We start from the raw sequence: 20,061 nt of genomic DNA, 5'->3' as shown, positions 1-20,061 counted from the left end.
ATGCGTCGCGCCCTGCTTTTGGCTCTCGCCGTGCTCGCCCTGCCCCTCCAGGCAGCTGATCTGAAGCCTTTCTCGGCCAGCTACACCGCCGACTGGAAGCAGCTGCCCATGAGCGGCACCGCCGAGCGCAGCCTGGTCAAGAATGCCAATGGTACCTGGGACCTTAACTTCAAGGCCTCCATGATGATCGCCAGCCTGACCGAGCAAAGCACCCTGCGCATGGAAAACGACACCCTGCTGCCGCAGAAGTACCACTTCGAGCGCGGCGGCCTGGGCAAGGCCAAGAAGGTCGACCTGAACTTCGACTGGACTGGCAAGAAAGTCACCGGCAGCGACCGTGGCGATGCCGTCAGCCTACCGCTGAACCGTGGCGTGCTGGACAAGTCGTCCTACCAGTTGGCCCTGCAGCATGACGTGGCCGCCGGCAAGAAAAGCATGACCTACCAGGTGGTTGATGGTGACGAGATCGACACCTACGACTTCCGCGTGCTGGGCACCGAAAAAGTCACCACCAAGACCGGCCAGGTCGATGCGGTAAAGGTCGAGCGCGTGCGCGACCCAAGCCAGAGCAAGCGCATCACCGAGCTGTGGTTCGCCAAGAACTGGGACTACCTGCTGGTGCAACTGCGCCAGGTAGAGACCGATGGCAAGGAGTACGTGATCGTGCTGCAGGATGGCACGGTCGATGGCAAGCCGGTGAAAGGCAACTGATCCAGCACTGTCTGCAACATCCCAAGCCCCGCCCAGTGCGGGGCTTTTTTATGCTCTTGTGCAAAGGCACTGGCCTTCATGAAACTTGTTTCATGCCCGTTTTATTTACTTAGCCTGCTAACAAACTCTATAAAGAGGGTGTGCGACACACTGTCGCAGCCAACTGAAGAAGTGGAGTTTACCGATGACTGTCCAAGTAACCGAACGCGACGAATCGAAAATGTCCCACGAAAGCCTGGCCGCCGGCATGCGGATCTGGGATGTGCACCAACAAGGTCAACTGGTGGGGATGTTCCACAACGAACACGAAGCGCACCAATACCGCGTAGAGCTGGAAGACCTGGAAAACCAGCGCACCACGCAATGACCCAGCCTTCAAATAAAAAACCCCGCCAAGGCGGGGTTTTTCGTGTTTACCACATCAGATCATCAGGGATCTTGTAGGCGGCGTACGGGTCATCTTCGTCCGCTTCCTCGACATGGGTATTGAGCAGCAGGATACGGCCAGGGTCGCGCTCCTGGATCTTCACCGCCGCTTCGCGAGGGATAACCTCGTAGCCACCGGCATGAGAAACCACGGCCAACGCGCCGTTACTCAGCTTGGTACGCATCAAGGCATTGACGGCAATGCGCTTGACCTTCTTGTCATCGACGAAGTTGTAGTAATCCTCGGTGCTAAGCTTGGGCAGGCGAGTAGCTTCGATCAGTTGCTTGATCTGTGCAGCACGGGCCTTCTGCTCGGCCTTTTCCTGCTGCTGGCGATTCAGCTCCTGGTCACGCTTGACCTTTTCGGCCATGGCTTCCTTGGCCATGCGCTGCTGGCTGTCGTCGACTTCGACCTGGCCTTTGTGCTCCATGCGCTTCTGTTTCTTTTCAGCTTTGTTGGTCTGCGAGACCTGTTTCTGGTTGACCAGACCGGCTTTGAGCAATTGGTCGCGAAGGGAAAGGCTCATGAATGTTCACTCACTTATGCAACAGCTCAGCCGCAGCTGGGCAGGTTCTTTTCCTGACGCTTGGCTTCCCCCCAAAGGGCATCCAGTTCATCAAGGTTACAATCTTCAATGGGACGACCACTGTCGCGCAATGCCTGTTCGATAAAACGGAAACGTCGTTCGAACTTGCGGTTGGCGCGGCGCAGGGCGTTTTCCGGGTCATGCTTGAGGTGGCGGGCCAGGTTGACGGTGGCGAACAGCAGGTCGCCCACTTCATCTTCGAGGGCATCGGCATCGCCGTCGGCCATGGCCTGCAACACTTCGTCCAGTTCTTCGCGCACCTTGTCCAGCACCGGCAATGCCGCCGGCCAGTCGAAACCGACCGTGGCGGCGCGCTTTTGCAGTTTGGCTGCCCGTGACAGGGCCGGCAAGGCTGACGGCACGTCATCGAGCAGCGACAGTTGCTCGGGCGTGCTTTTCTCGGCCCGCTCCTCGGCCTTGATCTCCTCCCAACGGGACTTGACCTGGGCCTCGCTCAGGCTGGGGGTATCCAGCGGCGCATAAAGCTCGCCGGTAGGGAATACATGCGGATGGCGACGAATCAGCTTGCGGGTGATGCTGTCGACCACGCCATCGAACTCGAAACGCCCCTCCTCCCGGGCCAGCTGGCTGTAGTAGACCACCTGGAACAGCAAGTCGCCCAGCTCACCTTGCAGGTGCTCGAAATCACCGCGCTCGATGGTGTCGGCGACCTCGTAGGCTTCTTCAATCGTGTGCGGGACGATGCTCGCGTAGTTCTGCTTGAGGTCCCATGGGCAACCGTACTGCGGGTCGCGCAGGCGGGCCATGAGGTGCAGCAGGTCTTCGAGGGTGTAGGTCATGTAGGCAGGTCCTTCGGTGGCGCCCTCTTCGCGGCCAAGCCCACTCCTACAGGGGTAGGAGCGGGTTTACCCTCGAAGCAGGCGCCGCAGTCTCAAGGGGTACGATTACGCCGCGTCTCGATGATGTTCGGCAACTGCGAGATCCGCCCCAGCAGGCGCCCCAGCGCGTCCAGGCCCGGAATCTCGATGGTCAGCGACATCAGCGCGGTGTTGTCTTCCTTGTTCGAGCGGGTGTTCACCGCCAGCACGTTGATTTTCTCGTTCAGCAGCACCTGCGAAACGTCGCGCAGCAGGCCCGGGCGGTCGTAGGCACGAATAACGATGTCAACCGGGTAGGTCTGCACCGGGATCGGCCCCCAGCTCACCTGGATCATGCGCTCCGGCTCCTTGCCCGCCAGCTGCAGCACCGAGGCGCAGTCCTGGCGGTGGATGCTCACGCCACGGCCCTGGGTGATGTAGCCGACAATGGCATCGCCCGGCAGCGGCTGGCAGCAACCGGCCATCTGCGTCAGCAGGTTGCCGACCCCCTGGATTTGGATATCGCCACGCTTGCCAGTACGCGGGCCGGTAGGCTTGCGCGGCACCAGCTCGATCTGCTCGATACGCTCGGGTTCCAGCAACTGCTGGGCAGCATTGACCAGATGGGCCAGGCGCAGGTCGCCCGCCCCCAGCGAGGCGAACATGTCCTCGGCGGTCTTGACGTTGGTTTTCTCAGCCAGGCGCTCGAAGTCGACCTGCGGCAGGCCCAGGCGGCTGAGTTCACGTTCGAGCAAAGTCTTGCCAGCGGCGACGTTCTGGTCGCGCGCCTGCAGCTTGAACCAGTGCACGATCTTGGCCCGCGCCCGCGAGGTGGTGACATAGCCCAGGTTGGAGTTCAACCAGTCGCGGCTGGGGTTACCGTGCTTGCTGGTGATGATCTCGACCTGCTCGCCGGTCTGCAGGCTGTAGTTCAGCGGTACGATACGGCCGTTGATCTTGGCGCCACGGCAGTTATGGCCAATCTCGGTGTGCACGCGGTAGGCGAAGTCCAGCGGCGTGGCACCCTTGGGCAGGTCGATGGCATGGCCGTCCGGGGTGAATACGTAAACCCGGTCCGGCTCGATGTCGACGCGCAGCTGCTCGGCCAGGCCACCGATGTCGCCCAGCTCTTCGTGCCACTCCAGCACCTGGCGCAGCCAGGAGATCTTCTCTTCGTAGTGGTTGGAGCTCGGCTTGACGTCGGTGCCCTTGTAGCGCCAGTGGGCGCATACGCCGAGCTCGGCTTCTTCGTGCATGCCGTGGGTACGGATCTGCACTTCCAGCACCTTGCCCTCGGGGCCGATCACCGCCGTGTGCAGCGAGCGATAGCCGTTCTCCTTGGGGTTGGCGATGTAGTCGTCGAACTCTTTGGGAATGTGCCGCCACAGCGTGTGCACAATGCCCAACGCGGTGTAGCAGTCGCGGATTTCCGGCACCAGCACGCGCACCGCACGCACGTCGTAGATCTGGCTGAATTCCAGGCCTTTGCGCTGCATCTTGCGCCAGATCGAATAAATGTGTTTCGCCCGACCGCTGATATCGGCCTTCACGCCTGTGGCCAGCAACTCGTTCTGCAACTGGTTCATCACGTCGCTGATGAAGCGCTCGCGGTCCAGTCGGCGCTCGTGCAGCAGTTTGGCGATCTGCTTGTACTGGTCGGGTTCGAGGTAGCGGAAAGACAGGTCTTCCAGCTCCCACTTGATGTGGCCGATACCCAGGCGGTGCGCCAGCGGCGCATAGATGTCGAACACCTCGCGCGCGACACGCAGGCGTTTCTCGTCGTCAGCAGCCTTGACCGCACGGATCGCGCAGGTGCGCTCGGCCAGCTTGATCAGGGCCACACGCACGTCGTCGACCATGGCCACGAGCATCTTGCGCAGGTTCTCGACCTGCGCCTGCGAGCCCAGCACCAGCGACTGCCGTGGGCTGAGGCTGGCACTGATGGCGGCCATGCGCAGCACGCCATCGATCAGCTTCGACACCACCGGGCCAAAACGTTGGCTGACTTCAGCCAGGGTGACCTTGCCTTCGCGCACCGAGCGGTAGATGACCGCTGCCACCAGGGAGTCCTGGTCGAGCTTGAGGTCGGCGAGAATTTCGGCGATCTCCAGCCCCGCCTGAAAGCTGGACGTACCGTCCGCCCAGGAATGCTTGGCCGGGTTGCCCTTTTTCTCGACCTCATGGGCAAACTCGCAGGCCTCTTTCAGCGCTGCGCGATCCAGTGCCGAATCGACGCTTACCACATGGTCCAACCATGCTTCGAGATTGATACTGCCGTCGGTGTTGACCGGCTGGTGCACTCTCACCTGTACCATCTTTGTTTTACCTTTCCATACAGCGCACCACGTGGATGCGCTGGCGATCACCGTGCGGCTGCCATTCCATGGAAGCCGCACCAAGGGGCCAGTCTGCTAGCCCGCTTCGAATAACGCCATGGCCTCGACATGCGCCGTTTGAGGAAACATGTCGAGAATCCCGGCCCTTTTTAACCGGTACCCCTGGCCGACCAGCACCTGGGCGTCTCGCGCCAGCGTGGCCGGGTTGCACGATACGTAGACCAGCCGTTTGGCCTGGAGGCGTGCGATGCCTTGCACCACCTCGAAAGCACCGTCGCGCGGTGGATCCAAGAGTACCGCAGAAAAGCCCTCGGCGGCCCATCCGGTGCCTGCCAAAGGCTGCGATAAATCGGCCTGAAAAAACCGTGCGTTATGCACATTGTTGTTTCGGGCATTGGCCGCAGCCCGATCGACCATGGCCTGTACACCTTCCACAGCCACCACTTCGCGCGCCTGGCGGGCCAGCGGCAGGGCGAAGTTGCCCAAGCCGCAAAACAAGTCCAGCACACGTTCGTCGGCCTGCGGTGCGAGCCAGGCCAGGGCTTGCTCGATCATCGCCGTGTTGACCTGGGCATTCACCTGGACGAAGTCGCCCGGGCGCCAGGCCAGTTCCAGCTGCCACGGTGCCAAGGCAAAGCCCAGTTGTGCGGTAGCGTCCACCGGCGCGGGCTCACCTTCACCCTGCAACCACAGCTGGGCATCGGCCTGCTCGCAAAACGCCTGCAGTTTCGCCAGGTCTTCTGCCGGCAGCGGCGCAACATGCCGCACCAGCACCGCCTCGGCGGTACCACTGAACAGCTCCACGTGGCCCAGCGCCTGGGGTTTGCTCAACGCACGCAGCACCGTCGGCAAGTGGCGCAGAATCGACTGCAAAGGCTGTACCAGTACCGCGCAATCGTCGATGGCGATGATGGCCTGGCTGGCTTCGGCACGGAAGCCGACCTCCAGCTGACGCGCCTTGACGTCCCAGCGAACGGCCACGCGGGCACGGCGTCGGTAGCCAAATTCCGGCCCGCTCAGCGGTGCGGCCCATTCCTCGGGCTGCACGCCAGCCACTCGCTGCAGCTGTTCGGCCAGCGTGCGCTGCTTGAGCGCCAGTTGCGCTTCGTGCGGCAGGTGCTGCAGGTTGCAGCCTCCGCAGCGGTCGTAATAGCGGCACGGCGCCTCGCGGCGCTCGGGGCTGGCCTGTAGCAGGCGCTCCAGGCGGGCCTCGACCACTTTGCCACGGGCATTGAGCACGCGCGCCTCCACGGCCTCACCGGCCAGGGCGCCACTGACGAACCAGGTGCGCCCGTCAAGGAAGGCAATGCCACGGCCGTCACCGGCCAGGCGCTCGATATCCAGGCGCTGCTTCTTGCCCACGGGCACCTGGGGGCTACGGTTGCCGCCGGCCGGCTGGAAGCGCAGGCCGCTGTTGCTTTTTTTCTTGGACATTTAGCTTGGGTCGAACAGGCCGGTGGACAGGTAACGGTCGCCGCGGTCGCAGATGATCGCGACCATCACGGCATTTTCCACCTCGCGGGACAGGCGCAGCATGGCTGCGACCGCACCACCGGAAGACACGCCGCAGAAAATGCCCTCTTCACGGGCAAGGCGGCGGCTGGTGTCTTCGGCTTCCTGCTGCGACATGTCGACCACGCGGTCTACGCGGGTGGCGTCGAAAATTTTCGGCAGGTATTCCTCGGGCCAGCGGCGAATGCCTGGAATGGCCGAGCCTTCCATGGGCTGCAGGCCGATGATCTGCACCGCCGGATTCTGCTCCTTGAGGTACTGCGAGCAGCCCATGATGGTGCCGGTGGTGCCCATGGAACTGACGAAATGGGTAATGGTGCCTTGGGTCTGCTGCCAGATTTCCGGGCCAGTGCTGTTGTAGTGGGCGATCGGGTTGTCGCCGTTGGCGAACTGGTCGAGCACCAGGCCGCGGCCTTCGGCCTGCAGCTTCTCGGCCAGGTCGCGGGCACCTTCCATGCCCTCTTCCTTGGTCACCAGAATCAGCTCGGCGCCGTAGGCGGTCATCGCGGCCTTACGCTCGGCGGTGGAATTGTCGGGCATGATCAGGATCATCTTGTAACCCTTGATTGCCGCCGCCATCGCCAGGGCGATGCCGGTGTTGCCGGAGGTGGCTTCGATCAAGGTGTCGCCGGGCTTGATCTGGCCACGCAGTTCGGCGCGGGTGATCATCGACAGCGCAGGGCGGTCCTTCACCGAGCCGGCAGGATTGTTACCTTCGAGCTTGAGCAGGAGGGTGTTGCTGGTTTCGCCAGCAATGCGCTGCAGGCGAACCAGTGGCGTATTGCCGACGCAATCGGCGATGGTTGGGTACTGCAAGGTCATGGTGTATTTCACAATCCGGACGGCAGGGGCGCCTATCATACCGGCAAACCCTTCGCGGCCATATCACGCAATCTGTAGAGCATATAGCTACAAGCTATAAGGCGGCCTGCGCCCGCGCCGAAACCGCCGCATGTAACGGCAAGCGCATCCACAGTTGCAGCCCACGCTTGCCATTCTGCGCCCACAAAGTGCCGCCCTGACGCTGGATGGCACTGCGGGCGATGCTCAGCCCCAAGCCAAAACCACCATCCCCCGGCCGCGAACCGTCCAGCCGCGAGAACGGCGCGAAGATCCGTTCCAGGTCCTCTTCGGCTACACCGCCGCCTTCATCTTCCAGCCACAACCACCAGTTACTGCCTTCGCGCTGCCCACCCAGGCGCACCACACCCTCGGCCGGCGAGTGACGAATGGCATTGCGCAACATGTTTTCCAGTGCCTGGGCCAAGTGGTTGAGGTTGCCCTGTACCCAGCAGTCGGCCGGCACTTCACAGCGCAAGCGCTCAAGCGACCAGCCGCTCTCGTAGCTGGCATTTTCGGCCAGCAGCTCCCACAACGCGTGGACTTCGATCGGCTCCAGGTTCATCGGCGCACGTTCGGCGTCCTGCCAGGCCAATTGCAGGGTGTCTTCTACCAGTTGCTGCATGCCGTCCACTTCACGGGTCAGGCGCTCGCGCAGGCGTTGCAAGTCGGTTTCACCGTCACAAGCTACCCGCAGCCGGCTCAACGGTGTGCGCATTTCATGCGACAAGTCGCGCAACAACTGCTGCTGCATGGCCACCGTGCCCTGCAGCCGCTCGGCCATCTGGTCGAAGGCGCGGGCCAGCTCGCCCAGCTCGTCATGCCGGGCGATGGTGCGCGAGTCCAGGCGTGCCGACAGCTGGTCGGCGCGCCAGGCATTGGCCTGTTCGCGCAGCTGGTTCAGGGGCACGATCAACATGCGGTACAGGCCCACGCACAGCAGCAAGGTGAACAGGCCGGGGATGATGCCGTTGGTGACGATGCGCCACAGCAAGCGGTACTGGTCCGGATTGAACCGCTGCGGCAGTTCGATCACCAGCATGCCCTGCTCCGGCGCCGACGGGAACGGTACACGCACCCAAGGCTGGTCGACGCTGCGACGGCTCATAGGCCAATCGACCCCGCGCAGGCGCGTCAGCCGCTGCATGATCTGCGGGTTGAGGGTGGCACTGTCGAGGGGCCGCAGGTTGATATCCAGCACACCCACCCAGCCCCGTTCACGCTGGTGCATCGCCGCCACCCACTGGTCCAGCCCCGCCCGCCCACCGCTACGCCAGGCTTGCTCGGCCTCGGTGGCATAGCCACGCAGCGTTTGCCGCGCCGGCTCAGAGAGGAAAGCGTTCTGGATTTCCATGTGCCGGCCCCAGGTATAACTGAGGCCAATCATCAGCAGGCAGAAGCCCACCAGCAAGATGGCCAGCTTCCAGAACAACGAATGGCGGTCGAGCATGGCTCACTCCGCCTCGGTGGCGCTGAGCACGTAGCCCTTGCCCCACACGGTGCGGATCTGCCGCTCGTCATAACCGATGCCCTTGAGCTTGCGACGGATCTGGCTGACATGCATGTCCAGGCTGCGGTCATGCCGCGAATAGCCGCGTTGCAATACCTGCTGGTAAAGGAATGGCTTGCTCAGAACGTCATCGAGGTTACGGTTGAGGATGTCGAGCAGGCGGAACTCGCTGGGCGTAAGGCCTGCCAGGCGGCCATCCAGCCGCACATCGCACAGCCCCTCGTCGAACTGCAGCTCACCGCCGCCGGCCTGCTCATGCGGCGCCTGATGACGCCGCTCAAGGGCCACCCGACGCAGGATGGCCTCGATGCGCACCTGCAGCTCGGCCATGCTGAACGGTTTGGGCAGGTAGTCATCGGCCCCACGCTGGAAACCACTGATACGGTCGGCCTCGGCGCCCAGCGCCGACATCAGGATCACTGGCGTGGCGCTGCGCTTGCGCAACTGTGCCAACGCGTCAAGGCCATTGAGCCCGGGCAACAGGATGTCCATCAGCACCACATCGAACACCTGACGCCCTGCCGTCTCCAGGCCCTCCAGGCCATTGCGGCACCAGGTCACCTGAAAGCCGCCGCGTTGCAGTTCTTCGTGCAGGTAGGCACCGAGCACCGGATCATCCTCGATGGCGAGGATATTGGAGTTGTGAATAGATACAGGATTCATTGGCAACTGCCATGCATTCTCAATTACGAGATTATTGAGCATCCACCGCCTGCCAGGCAACCGCCCTGCGACCAATGCACCGGCAATGGCGCAAAGTACGTACTAAAGAGGTGCAATGGTGCCGCAGGCGGAGTAACTTCGCGGCTTGGCCGTCACCACTTGATGGCATCCAGGCACATCACAGGAGGCGAGTGTGCTCGATCGCTTGGGAATCCGCAGCCGGGTCCTGCTGCTGGCACTGCTGCCGGCCGGCCTGATGGCCCTGGTGCTGGGCAGTTACTTCACCTGGCTGCAACAGAACGACCTGCGCACCCAGCTGTTGCAGCGTGGCAGGATGATTGCCGAACAACTGGCGCCACTGGCCGCTCCCGCCATGGCCCGGCTCGCGCCAGCACAACTGGAGCGTATCGCCGCGCAGACCCTGGAGCAGTCCGATGTACGGGCCGTTGCCTTCCTGGCACCGGACCGCACACGCCTGGCCCACGCCGGCCCGAGCATGCTCAACCAGCCCCCCAGCGGCGGCACGGGCACCCAGCTGCTGCAACGCAGCGGCAACGACGCCACCCGCTACCTGATGCCAGTGTTCGGCCACCACCGTGACCTGGCCACCGATGCCGTACCGGCCGAGGCCGAGCGCCTGCTGGGATGGGTCGAGATCGAGCTGTCGCACGACGGCACACTGCTGCGCGGTTATCGCAACCTGTTCACCAGCCTGTTGCTGATCCTCGCTTGCCTGGCCCTCAGCGGCCTGCTGGCGCTGCGCATGAGCCGCACCATCAACGGCCCCATCGAGCGCATCAAGCACGCGGTCAACCAGCTCAAGGACGGCCACCTGGAAGAACGCCTGCCAACCATGGGCAGCCATGAGCTGGACGAGCTGGCACACGGGATCAACCGCATGGCCGAAACCCTGCAAAATGCCCATGAAGAACTGCAGCACAGCATCGACCAGGCCACCGAAGACGTGCGCCAGAACCTCGAAACCATCGAGATCCAGAACATCGAGCTGGACATGGCGCGCAAGGAGGCGCTTGAGGCCAGCCGCATCAAGTCGGAGTTCCTGGCCAACATGAGCCACGAGATCCGCACCCCGCTCAATGGCATTCTGGGGTTTACCCACCTGCTGCAAAAAAGCGAAATGACGCCGCGCCAGCTGGACTACCTGAGCACCATCGAGAAATCCGCCGACAATTTGCTCGGGATCATCAACGAGATCCTCGATTTCTCCAAGATCGAGGCCGGCAAACTGGTGCTCGACAGCATCCCGTTCAACCTGCGTGACCTGGTTCAGGACACGCTGACCATCCTGGCGCCGGCCGCCCACGCCAAGCAGCTGGAATTGCTCAGCCTGATCTATCGCGACACGCCCGCTTCGTTGATCGGCGACCCGCTGCGGCTTAAGCAGATCCTGACCAACCTGGTCAGCAACGCCATCAAGTTCACCCGCGAAGGCACCATCGTCGTACGTGCCATGCTCGAAGACGAGCACGAAGACAGCGCACAGCTGCGCATCAGTGTGCAGGACACCGGTATCGGCCTGTCGCCGCAGGATGTACGTACACTGTTCCAGGCCTTCAGCCAGGCCGACAACTCGCTGGCACGCCAACCTGGCGGCACCGGCCTGGGGCTGGTGATTTCCAAACGCCTGATCGAGCAGATGGGCGGCGAAATCGGCGTCGACAGCACCCCGGGCGAAGGGTCGCAGTTCTGGATCAGCCTCAACCTGCCCAAAACCCACGACGATGTCGAGGCGTTTGCGCTACAGCCGCTGCTGGGCCGCCGCGCCGCCATCGTCGACGGCCACGAGCTGGCCCGTCAGGCGCTGGAACACCAACTGGAAGACTGCGGCCTCAGTGTCAGCCTGTTCACCTCCTACGACCAGCTGCTGCAAGCGGTGCAAGCTGCCAGCCAGGCCGGCCAGCCGTTCGAGTTCGCCGTGCTCGGGGCCAACCTGGGCACCCTGTCGCCCGAGCAACTGGGCCACTACCACCAGCAGCTTGAGCGCTACCACTGCCAATGCGTGGTGCTGTGCCCGACCACCGAGCAAGCCCTTTACCACCCGTTCCTGCCCAATGGTCATGGCCAGTTGCTGTCCAAGCCGACCTGCACCCGCAAACTGCGCCGCCTGCTGCTGGAGCTGATGCAACCACGCCGCCCGCTGGGCGAAGCGAACAGCATCAACGGCCAGCGGCAGCCGAAAATCCTGTGCGTCGACGACAATGCCGCCAACTTGCTATTGGTGCAGACCCTGCTTGAAGACCTGGGCGCCGAAGTGCTGGCCGTAGACAACGGTTATGCCGCGGTAAAGGCCGTACAGGACGAGCCCTTCGACCTGATACTGATGGACGTGCAGATGCCCGGCATGGATGGCCGCGCCTGCACAGAGCAGATTCGGCTTTGGGAAAATACCCAAAGTGGCAACCCGTTGCCGATCGTTGCCCTTACCGCCCACGCCATGGCCAATGAAAAACGCGCATTGCTGCACGGCGGCATGGACGATTACCTGACCAAGCCTATCAGCGAACGGCAACTGGCCCAGGTGGTGATGAAATGGACGGGGCTGAGCCTGGGCACACCGCGGCAGACGCAAACCGATCTGTTGGCCAACAGCGATGAGCTCAAGGTACTCGACCCCGAAGAAGGCTTGCGCCTGGCGGCTGGCAAGGCGGACCTGGCAGCCGACATGCTGAGCATGCTGCTGGCCTCGCTGGAAGCAGACCGCGAAGCCATTCGTGCGGCCCGCGATGCAGACGACCGCAATGGCCTGATCGAGCAGGTACACCGCCTGAACGGCGCCTCGCGCTATTGTGGTGTGCCGCAGTTGCGCGCGGCCTGCCAGCGCAGCGAGACATTGCTCAAACAGGAAAATCCGCAGGCACAGCAGGCGCTGGATGAGCTGGACGGTGCGATCAGCCGGCTGGCGGCCCAGGCCAAATTGAGCGTTTGAACAAACGGTCGAGTTTTGAATGAGGAGCCCCACCATGCGCGCCCTGTTGTTCAGCAGCCAGCACTACGATCAGGAGAGCTTCACCCGGGCCGCCAGTGGCAGCCCCCTGGAGCTGCACTTCCAGCCTGCCCGTCTGACGCTAGACACCGCCGCCCTGGCCAGCGGCTACGAAGTCGTCTGTGCCTTCATCAATGACGAACTCGACGCCCCGGTGCTGCAGCGCCTGGCCGCCGGTGGCACACGCCTGATCGCCCTGCGTTCGGCCGGCTACAACCACGTCGACCTGGCCGAAGCCCAGCGGCTGGGCCTTGAGGTGGTTCGCGTGCCGGCCTACTCGCCACACGCCGTGGCCGAGCACGCAGTGGCGTTGATTCTGGCCCTCAACCGGCGCCTGCACCGTGCCTACAACCGTACCCGCGAAGGTGATTTCACCCTGCACGGGCTCACCGGCTTCGACCTGCACGGCAAAACCGTCGGTGTGGTCGGCACTGGCCAGATCGGCGCGGCCTTTGCCCGCATCATGGCCGGTTTCGGCTGCCAACTGCTGGCCTACGACCCCTACCCCAACCCGGAACTGCTGGCCCTCGGTGCGCGTTACCTGACCATGCCCGAGTTGCTACGCGAAGCCCGCATCATCAGCTTGCACTGCCCGCTGACCGAGCACACCCGCCACTTGATCAACGCACAGAGCCTGGCCCAACTGCAGCCCGGTGCCATGCTCATAAACACGGGCCGTGGCGCGCTGGTCGACACCCCGGCACTGATCGATGCGCTGAAAAGCGGCCAACTCGGCTACCTGGGCCTGGATGTCTACGAAGAAGAAGCCCAGCTGTTCTTCGAGGACCGCTCCGACCTGCCCCTGCAGGACGATGTGCTGGCGCGCCTGCTGACCTTCCCCAACGTGATCATCACGGCTCACCAGGCCTTCCTCACCCGCGAGGCGCTGGATGCCATCGCAGCGACCACGCTGGACAACATCAACCGCTGGGCGGCGGGCAATCCACAGAATCTGGTGATGGGTTAATGCTAGGATACGCGGCATTTCTGGAGGACCCATGGTCGAGCACGATTTCCGTTACACCCTTTTCAACCCGCAACACACCCTGATCGAGTGCCGCGCACTGGTGCCGGGCCGCTACCAGGTCACTGGCAACGGCGGCTCGATGCACAAAGGCGACACCCTGCTGGTCACCCTCAAAGGCAGCAAGGACCTGTCCATGCGCCTGACCGTGGAAAGCGTGCGCCACCTGATCAACCCGCGCGGCCAGTGGGTTGCCGTGGCCAGCGGCCCGGTGTTCAACGAGCTGGAAATCCTCACCTGGCAGGTCGAGTGCGACAGTTGCGATACCGTGCTGGACTTCGAGTTTGCCGTGGACGCCAAGCTGGGCAAACAAGCCCGCCAGCCCGCTGCCAGCGCGCGCATTGCCGAACTGGGCTGGGCCAGCCATGGCGACAAACACCTGTGCCCGCGTTGCCAGGAGAACGCCGAGTGAAAAATCTGCTGACCGGCGTGCTGATTGCCACCGGCCTGCTCGGCTGCGCCGCAGAACCTTCGAAGCTGCAGCAGGAACGCAGCTATGTGCTGGAGTGGATTGGCGAACGCCCGCTGATCGACTACAGCCACCTGACCCTGACCCTGGCCAGCGACGGCCGCGCCTATGGCAATGGCGGTTGCAACCACTGGTTTGCGCCGTACACGCTGGACGGTGAGCACCTGAGCTTCGGCAAGGTCGGCAAGACCCGCAAGCTGTGCGCGCCAGCGTTGATGGAGCAGGAAAAGCGCTTCTTGCAGGCACTGGAAACGGTGCAGCGCTGGGATGTGTCGCCGGTGGAGCAGATGCGCTTCTGGCCAGCCCAGGGTAAACCGCTGCGGTTCTGGCCTGAAGAAGGCTGAGAGTCATCTGGGGCTGCAAAGCAGCCCCAAATGCATCAAGCGCCTTTCAGGGCCTTGATCTTGGCCTGCAACCCTTCCAGGGTCTGCTCGCCCAACAGCTGCTCACGCACCTTGCCCTTGTCATCGATGATGTAGGTCACTGGCAGCGCCTCGCTGCGTGGCAGGTCGTAGCGCTCGGCCGGGTCCTGGGCCAGCACGGTAAAACCGATGCCCAGGGTTTCAGCGGCCTGTTTCAGGTCCTGGCCCTGCAAGCCATCGAAATTCACCCCCACCACCTTGATGCCATCGGCCGCCCACTGCTTGGCCGCCGCGTTCAGTTCCGGGATTTCGGTACGGCACGGCCCGCACCATTCAGCCCAGTAGTTGAGCACCAGCCAGTGCCCGTCGATCTGTTCGGCCTTAACCGTATTACCGTGTTGGTCCACGCCATAATCGGCACCGCAACCACCGAGCAACAGGCTCGCGGTGATGGCCAGTACTGCTGCCAGACGCCTTGCCATGGGTCAATCCTTCTCGAGTTTTAAAGCAAATTGGTCAGTCGCTGCGGTTAGAATAGCCGCCACACCCTGCTGGATGCGACCCGACATGACCGACCTCACGCTCTATCATAACCCGCGCTGCTCGAAATCCCGCGGCGCGCTGGAACTGCTCGAAGCCCGCGGCCTGGCGCCAACCATCGTGCGCTACCTGGAAACCCCACCCGACGCCGCCACCCTCAAGGCCCTGCTCGCCAAGCTGGGCGTCACACCACGCCAACTGCTGCGAACAGGTGAAGACGCGTACAAGGACCTGAACCTGGCTGACCCGGCATTGACCGATGCACAACTGATCGACGCCATGACCCAGCACCCCAAGCTGATCGAACGCCCGATCCTGGTCGCCGGTGACAAGGCCGTGGTCGGTCGCCCACCGGAAAAAGTGCTGGAGATCCTGCCGTGAGCGCCCCGTACATTCTGGTGCTGTATTACAGCCGCCATGGTTCGACCAGCGAAATGGCCCGGCATATCGCTCGCGGCATCGAACTGGCCGGCATGGAGGCGCGCCTGCGCACGGTGCCTGCGATCTCCACCGAATGCGAAGCCGTCGCGCCGGATATTCCGGCCAGTGGCGCGCTGTACGCCACCCTGGACGACCTGCGCCACTGCGCCGGCCTAGTGCTGGGCAGCCCGACCCGTTTCGGCAACATGGCAGCGCCGCTGAAGTACTTCCTGGACGGCACCAGCAGCCTGTGGCTGGGTGGCGAACTGGTGGGCAAGCCTGCCGGCGTGTTCACCTCCACCGCCAGCCTGCACGGCGGCCAGGAAACCACCCTGCTGTCGATGATGCTGCCGTTGATGCACCACGGCATGCTGGTGATGGGCCTGCCCTACAGTGAATCGGCCTTGCTGGAAACCCGCGGCGGCGGCACCCCTTACGGCGCCAGCCACCATGCCGGTGCCGATGGCAAGCGCGAGCTCGACCAACACGAGATCGCCCTGTGCCGCGCCCTTGGCCAACGCCTGGCGACCACCGCCAAGGCCCTGGAGGCCGCGCGTGGCTAAAAAGCCCAAGGTGTTGCCACCACTGGAATGGTTGGCACCGCGCCTGCGCCTGACCCGAGCGTTGAGCCTGGCGTTTTTCTTCGGCCTGATCGCTTTGCTGGTGGTCAACAACCTGTGGTTTGCCAACCTGCACGGGGCACGGGTCGAGGTGATCCTGGCGATCGAACTGGTGCCGCTGCTGTTGCTGCTGCCGGGCATGCTGACAGGCAGCGCACGGGCACATGCCTGGACCTGCTTCGTGGTGAACATCTATTTCATCAAGGGCGTGCTGGCGGCGTTCGACCCGGCGCGGGCGGTGTTCGGCTGGGTTGAAGTGCTGGTGAGCCTGGGGTTGTTCATTGCAGGGCTGCTGTATGTGCGCTGGAAGTTCCAGCATGAGCGGCGCCTGGCGGGCGAAGGTAATTAACATCTGGGGCCGCTCTGCGGCCCCAAAATCTCAATGGTTGACGGTATGCGCCAGCATCACCGACAACTGGCACAGCGGCCGCCCGCTCTCTTCGTGCCACTGGTTGAACGCCTGCTGTACCAACGCCAGGTCGCGTTGACTGGTCGGTTGCTTGTCGATCACCTTCTGCGCAATCAGCGCCGCCGCCATGTCATCGGTGGGAATGAACGTATCCTTGCCAACCATGCGCAAAAAGCGTGGCGCCGACAACCCGCCCAACTGGTTGCCATGCTTGGCCAGGTACTTCCACAAGCCCACGATGTCGGTCACCGGCCAATCGGCGATGAATGCGCCGAAACTGCCCTTGTCCTTCGCCACGTCGAGCACCATCTGCGCATTGCGCGGCACGCTCTTGAGCTTGCCCATGTGACGGATGATGCGCTCATCCTGCATCAGCCGCTCCAGGTGCTCGGCGCCCATCAGCACCACCTTCTCCGGGACGAAACCGAAGAACACCTGCTCGAACGCCGGCCATTTGGCATCCACCAGGCTGTGCTTGAGCCCGGCGCGGAACACACGCAAGGCCAGGGTCGACAGGTAGCGGTCATCACTGATGCCCCGCAGCTGCGCCGGCGTGCGCGGCTGCGGCAGGAATGCCTCCAGCGCCTGGGCCGAGCCAAAGCGGTTCAGGCAGTACTCATGCAGCCACTGGTAATCGCGCATAGGCTCAGATGTTCACCACGTCGAGGAAGCGCGGGGTAGCGTTTTCGTCGATCTTCAGGCTGGTGAAGTCGAACAGGTTGCGGTCGGCCAGTTGCGACGGTGCCACGTTCTGCAGGGCGCGGAAAATGCTCTCGGTACGGCCCGGGTGCTTGCGCTCCCACTCCACCAGCATGTCCTTGACCACCTGGCGCTGCAGGTTTTCCTGCGAGCCGCACAGGTTGCACGGGATGATCGGGAATTCCTTCATGTCCGAGTAGGCCTGGATGTCTTTCTCGCTGCAATAGGCCAGCGGACGGATCACCACGTTGCGGCCATCATCGGCGCGCAGCTTCGGCGGCATGCCCTTGAGCGCACCGTTGAAGAACATGTTGAGGAAGAAGGTTTCGACGATATCGTCGCGGTGGTGCCCCAAGGCCATCTTGGTCGCGCCGATTTCATCGGCGAAGGTGTACAAGGTGCCACGGCGCAAGCGCGAGCACAGCGAGCACGTGGTCTTGCCCTCGGGTACCAGTTCCTTGACCACCGAGTAGGTGTCTTTCTCGACGATGTGGTACTCGACGCCCAGCTCCTTGAGGTAGGCCGGCAGCACGTGCTCGGGGAAGCCCGGCTGCTTCTGGTCCATGTTCACCGCAACGATCTCGAACTTGATCGGTGCCACCTTCTGCAGGTGCAACAGAACGTCGAGCATGGTGTAGCTGTCCTTGCCGCCAGACAGGCAGACCATGACCTTGTCACCATCCTCGATCATGTTGTAGTCGGTGATGGCTTCGCCGGCGAGACGACGCAGGCGTTTTTGCAGTTTGTTCTGGTTGACCGAGAGGGTGCCCATAGCGCTTGAATCCGCGAGGTGTGACAAAAGGCGGCTATTTTACGCACAAACGCAGCGCCGCTGTAGGCATTCCGACAAAGACTTCAATGTAATCAACAGTACGCCTGACAGCGCAATTTGCTCTAAAAAGCACGGTTTATGCCGGCAACAGCTTCCTATACTGCGACATAAGGCCACATTACCGCTTGCTTCGGTGTTCGGGCCTCGGGCCGCTTGCGCTCCAGCTGGGGGGCGTTTGGCAACATTAAGAGGAGTGACCGGCATGATTCATCACGTTGTGGGGCTGTTTACCCATCCCGACCAAGAATGGCGGGAAATCCGTGGCGAAGAAGAAACCATCAGCCACATGTACCTGACGCATACCCTTATCCTGGCGGCGATTCCCGCCGTTTCGGCGTTCATCGGCACCACCCAGGTCGGCTGGGTGATTGGCGACCGGCCAGCAGTGATGCTGACCATGGAAAGTGCTATCTGGATGAGCATCATGTCGTACCTGGCTATGCTCGCCGGGGTGGCGGTAATGGGCGCATTCATCCACTGGATGGCCCGCACCTACGATGCCAACCCGTCGATGGCGCAGTGCATCGCCTTTGCCACCTACACCGCCACCCCTTTGTTCATCGGCGGCCTGGCAGCGCTTTACCCGCACTTGTGGCTGGGCATGCTGATCGGCACGGCCGCCATCTGCTACACGGTGTACCTGCTGTATGTCGGCTTACCGACGTTCATGAACATACCGTCCGACGAAGGCTTCCTGTTCTCAAGCTCCGTGCTGGCGGTGGGCCTTGTGGTACTGGTGGCGATCATGGCCGCCACGGTGATTATCTGGGGACTGGGCGTGGGGCCCGTCTACACCAACTAGAACAGATTCAACCAACACAGGGGCATCAACCAGGGGCCGCCGCAAGGCGGCCTCTGGCTGTGCGCTGACCGGTGGCTCGGCACCCCCGCTGCAGTTGCGGCATAATGCCCGGTCAGGAGAACCACCCCGCCATGCCCGAGCTGCTCAGACAACGCGTCGAAACCTGTTACCAGCAAGCCGAAACCTTCTTCAAACGCCCCTTCCCGCGCCCGGAAGTCAGCTTCAAGCTGCGCGGGCAAAAAGCCGGGGTTGCCCACCTGCACGAGAACCTGCTGCGTTTCAACCTGCAGCTCTACCGCGAAAACCAGGAAGACTTCCTGCGCCAGACCGTGGCCCATGAAGTGGCACACCTGGTGGCCCACCAGCTGTTCGGCGACCGCATCCAGGCCCATGGCGAGGAGTGGCAGCTGATCATGCGCGGGGTGTACGAGCTGCCGCCCAACCGGTGCCACAACTACGCAGTGCAACGGCGCGCGGTCACCCGCTACATTTACCGTTGCCCGTGCCCGCAGGGTGACTTCCCGTTTACGGCGCAGCGGCACAAATTGGTGCGCCAGGGGCGGCGGTACCTGTGCAAGCGGTGCAGGGAGATTCTGGTGTACAGCGGCGAGACGCGCGTCGAATAGATGGTGTTCAGGCATAAGAAAGGCGACCCAAGGGTCGCCTTCTTGTACCAGCCTGCGCCTTACTTCTCGACGAAGGCACGCTCGATCAGGTAGTCACCCGGCTCGCGCATTCGCGGGGAGATCTTCAGGCCGAAGCTGTCCAGCACTTCGCTGGTCTCGTCGAGCATGCTTGGGCTGCCGCAGATCATCGCACGGTCATCCTGCGGGTTGATCGGTGGCAGGCCGATGTCGCTGAACAGCTTGCCGCTGCGCATCAGGTCGGTCAGACGGCCCTGGTTCTCGAACGGCTCGCGGGTCACGGTCGGGTAGTAGATCAGCTTGTCGCGAACCGACTCACCGAAGAACTCGTTCTGCGGCAGGTGCTCGGTGATGAACTCGCGATAGGCCACTTCGTTCACGTAACGCACGCCATGCACCAGGATCACTTTTTCGAAGCGCTCGTAGGTTTCCGGGTCCTGGATGACGCTCATGAACGGCGCCAGGCCAGTGCCGGTGCTCAGCAGGTACAGGTGCTTGCCCGGGTTCAGGTCGTCAAGTACCAGAGTACCGGTAGGCTTCTTGCTTATGATGATCTCATCGCCTTCCTTCAGGTGCTGCAGCTGCGAGGTCAGCGGGCCGTCCGGCACCTTGATGCTGAAGAACTCCAGGTGCTCTTCCCAGTTCGGCGAAGCGATGGAATAGGCACGCATGAGCGGACGGCCGCTTTCCTGCTGCAGGCCGATCATCACGAACTGACCGTTCTCGAAGCGCAGGCCCGGGTCGCGGGTGCACTTGAAGCTGAACAGGGTGTCGTTCCAGTGGTGCACACTGAGGACACGTTCGTGGTTCATGTTGCTCATCGATGGGGCTCC

At 62.8% G+C, this 20,061-nt stretch carries 22 protein-coding genes; 11 read left to right on the top strand and 11 right to left on the bottom strand.

Annotated elements, in window-relative coordinates:
- The gene (locus PM2_RS21670; protein WP_016715462.1) at nt 1-711 is read left to right on the top strand and encodes a DUF3108 domain-containing protein; all 711 of its coding nucleotides are present in this window, start codon (nt 1-3) and stop codon (nt 709-711) included.
- Between the two features lie 184 nt (nt 712-895).
- Nucleotides 896-1,078, top strand: coding sequence for a hypothetical protein (locus tag PM2_RS21665; RefSeq protein ID WP_016715461.1), 183 nt, complete (start codon nt 896-898; stop codon nt 1,076-1,078).
- A 46-nt stretch (nt 1,079-1,124) separates the two neighbouring features.
- Here PM2_RS21665 and PM2_RS21660 read toward each other — a convergent pair whose 3' ends face one another.
- From PM2_RS21660 to PM2_RS21630, 7 genes are all read right to left on the bottom strand, one after another.
- Complete coding sequence (locus PM2_RS21660; RefSeq protein ID WP_016715460.1) at nt 1,125-1,664, bottom strand: DUF2058 domain-containing protein; 540 nt, start codon at nt 1,662-1,664, stop codon at nt 1,125-1,127.
- 26 nt (nt 1,665-1,690) lie between these two features.
- Nucleotides 1,691-2,524, bottom strand: coding sequence for a nucleoside triphosphate pyrophosphohydrolase (mazG, locus tag PM2_RS21655; RefSeq protein ID WP_016715459.1), 834 nt, complete (start codon nt 2,522-2,524; stop codon nt 1,691-1,693).
- Nucleotides 2,525-2,616: 92 nt separating this feature from the next.
- Complete coding sequence (gene relA / locus PM2_RS21650; protein ID WP_016715458.1) at nt 2,617-4,857, bottom strand: GTP diphosphokinase; 2,241 nt, start codon at nt 4,855-4,857, stop codon at nt 2,617-2,619.
- Between the two features lie 96 nt (nt 4,858-4,953).
- Nucleotides 4,954-6,312: a 23S rRNA (uracil(1939)-C(5))-methyltransferase RlmD gene (gene rlmD, locus PM2_RS21645; RefSeq protein WP_016715457.1), complete on the bottom strand. Its 1,359-nt coding sequence runs from the start codon at nt 6,310-6,312 to the stop codon at nt 4,954-4,956.
- The gene (cysM, locus tag PM2_RS21640; RefSeq protein WP_028698697.1) at nt 6,313-7,212 is read right to left on the bottom strand and encodes a cysteine synthase CysM; all 900 of its coding nucleotides are present in this window, start codon (nt 7,210-7,212) and stop codon (nt 6,313-6,315) included. It abuts the gene before it with no gap.
- Nucleotides 7,213-7,306: 94 nt separating this feature from the next.
- Nucleotides 7,307-8,680, bottom strand: a complete 1,374-nt coding sequence (locus PM2_RS21635; protein ID WP_016715455.1) for a sensor histidine kinase — start codon at nt 8,678-8,680, stop codon at nt 7,307-7,309.
- Between the two features lie 3 nt (nt 8,681-8,683).
- Entirely contained in the window at nt 8,684-9,403 is a 720-nt protein-coding gene (locus PM2_RS21630; RefSeq protein WP_016715454.1) for a response regulator transcription factor, read from the bottom strand.
- 193 nt (nt 9,404-9,596) lie between these two features.
- Between PM2_RS21630 and PM2_RS21625 the strand changes: the two genes are divergently transcribed.
- From PM2_RS21625 to PM2_RS21610, 4 genes are read left to right on the top strand one after another with little or no spacing between them, the layout of a single operon-like run.
- The gene (locus tag PM2_RS21625; protein ID WP_028698698.1) at nt 9,597-12,350 is read left to right on the top strand and encodes a response regulator; all 2,754 of its coding nucleotides are present in this window, start codon (nt 9,597-9,599) and stop codon (nt 12,348-12,350) included.
- A 34-nt stretch (nt 12,351-12,384) separates the two neighbouring features.
- Nucleotides 12,385-13,374, top strand: coding sequence for a 2-hydroxyacid dehydrogenase (locus PM2_RS21620; protein WP_016715452.1), 990 nt, complete (start codon nt 12,385-12,387; stop codon nt 13,372-13,374).
- A 31-nt stretch (nt 13,375-13,405) separates the two neighbouring features.
- Entirely contained in the window at nt 13,406-13,843 is a 438-nt protein-coding gene (locus PM2_RS21615; RefSeq protein WP_028698699.1) for a hypothetical protein, read from the top strand.
- Nucleotides 13,840-14,244: an META domain-containing protein gene (locus PM2_RS21610; protein ID WP_016715450.1), complete on the top strand. Its 405-nt coding sequence runs from the start codon at nt 13,840-13,842 to the stop codon at nt 14,242-14,244. Before PM2_RS21615 ends, PM2_RS21610 begins: the two co-directional genes overlap by 4 nt.
- Nucleotides 14,245-14,279: 35 nt before the next feature.
- On the opposite strand, the gene PM2_RS21605 is transcribed toward PM2_RS21610, so the two are convergent.
- Nucleotides 14,280-14,744, bottom strand: a complete 465-nt coding sequence (locus PM2_RS21605; RefSeq protein WP_016715449.1) for a TlpA disulfide reductase family protein — start codon at nt 14,742-14,744, stop codon at nt 14,280-14,282.
- An 85-nt stretch (nt 14,745-14,829) separates the two neighbouring features.
- Here PM2_RS21605 and arsC point away from each other — a divergent pair, with 85 nt between their 5' ends.
- The 3 genes from arsC to PM2_RS21590 are packed head-to-tail and all read left to right on the top strand — an operon-like array spanning nt 14,830 to nt 16,191.
- Complete coding sequence (gene arsC / locus PM2_RS21600; protein WP_016715448.1) at nt 14,830-15,183, top strand: arsenate reductase (glutaredoxin); 354 nt, start codon at nt 14,830-14,832, stop codon at nt 15,181-15,183.
- Nucleotides 15,180-15,785 carry an NAD(P)H:quinone oxidoreductase gene (gene wrbA / locus PM2_RS21595; RefSeq protein ID WP_016501124.1) on the top strand — a complete coding sequence of 202 codons (606 nt, stop codon included), beginning with the start codon at nt 15,180-15,182 and terminating at the stop codon, nt 15,783-15,785. Before arsC ends, wrbA begins: the two co-directional genes overlap by 4 nt.
- Complete coding sequence (locus tag PM2_RS21590; protein ID WP_016715447.1) at nt 15,778-16,191, top strand: DUF2069 domain-containing protein; 414 nt, start codon at nt 15,778-15,780, stop codon at nt 16,189-16,191. Before wrbA ends, PM2_RS21590 begins: the two co-directional genes overlap by 8 nt.
- A 30-nt stretch (nt 16,192-16,221) precedes the next feature.
- Here PM2_RS21590 and PM2_RS21585 read toward each other — a convergent pair whose 3' ends face one another.
- A complete protein-coding gene (locus PM2_RS21585) occupies nt 16,222-16,893 on the bottom strand; it encodes a DNA-3-methyladenine glycosylase I (RefSeq protein ID WP_016715446.1) in 672 nt (223 codons plus the stop codon).
- Between the two features lie 4 nt (nt 16,894-16,897).
- Nucleotides 16,898-17,722 (bottom strand): tRNA 2-thiocytidine(32) synthetase TtcA, encoded by an 825-nt coding sequence (gene ttcA, locus PM2_RS21580; protein ID WP_016715445.1) that lies wholly within the window; start codon nt 17,720-17,722, stop codon nt 16,898-16,900.
- A 262-nt stretch (nt 17,723-17,984) separates the two neighbouring features.
- Between ttcA and PM2_RS21575 the strand changes: the two genes are divergently transcribed.
- The gene (locus PM2_RS21575) at nt 17,985-18,584 is read left to right on the top strand and encodes a Yip1 family protein (protein WP_003252385.1); all 600 of its coding nucleotides are present in this window, start codon (nt 17,985-17,987) and stop codon (nt 18,582-18,584) included.
- A 131-nt stretch (nt 18,585-18,715) separates the two neighbouring features.
- The gene (locus PM2_RS21570) at nt 18,716-19,210 is read left to right on the top strand and encodes a SprT family zinc-dependent metalloprotease (protein WP_016715444.1); all 495 of its coding nucleotides are present in this window, start codon (nt 18,716-18,718) and stop codon (nt 19,208-19,210) included.
- Nucleotides 19,211-19,269: 59 nt separating this feature from the next.
- On the opposite strand, the gene fpr is transcribed toward PM2_RS21570, so the two are convergent.
- A complete protein-coding gene (gene fpr, locus PM2_RS21565) occupies nt 19,270-20,049 on the bottom strand; it encodes a ferredoxin-NADP reductase (RefSeq protein ID WP_004375483.1) in 780 nt (259 codons plus the stop codon).
- Nucleotides 20,050-20,061 lie beyond the last annotated feature (12 nt).

It is taken from the genome of Pseudomonas monteilii NBRC 103158 = DSM 14164, assembly GCF_000730605.1.
Classification (GTDB): domain Bacteria; phylum Pseudomonadota; class Gammaproteobacteria; order Pseudomonadales; family Pseudomonadaceae; genus Aquipseudomonas; species Aquipseudomonas monteilii.
Note: the sequence above shows the minus strand (reverse complement) of the source record. Positions and strands in the feature narration are given on the sequence as shown.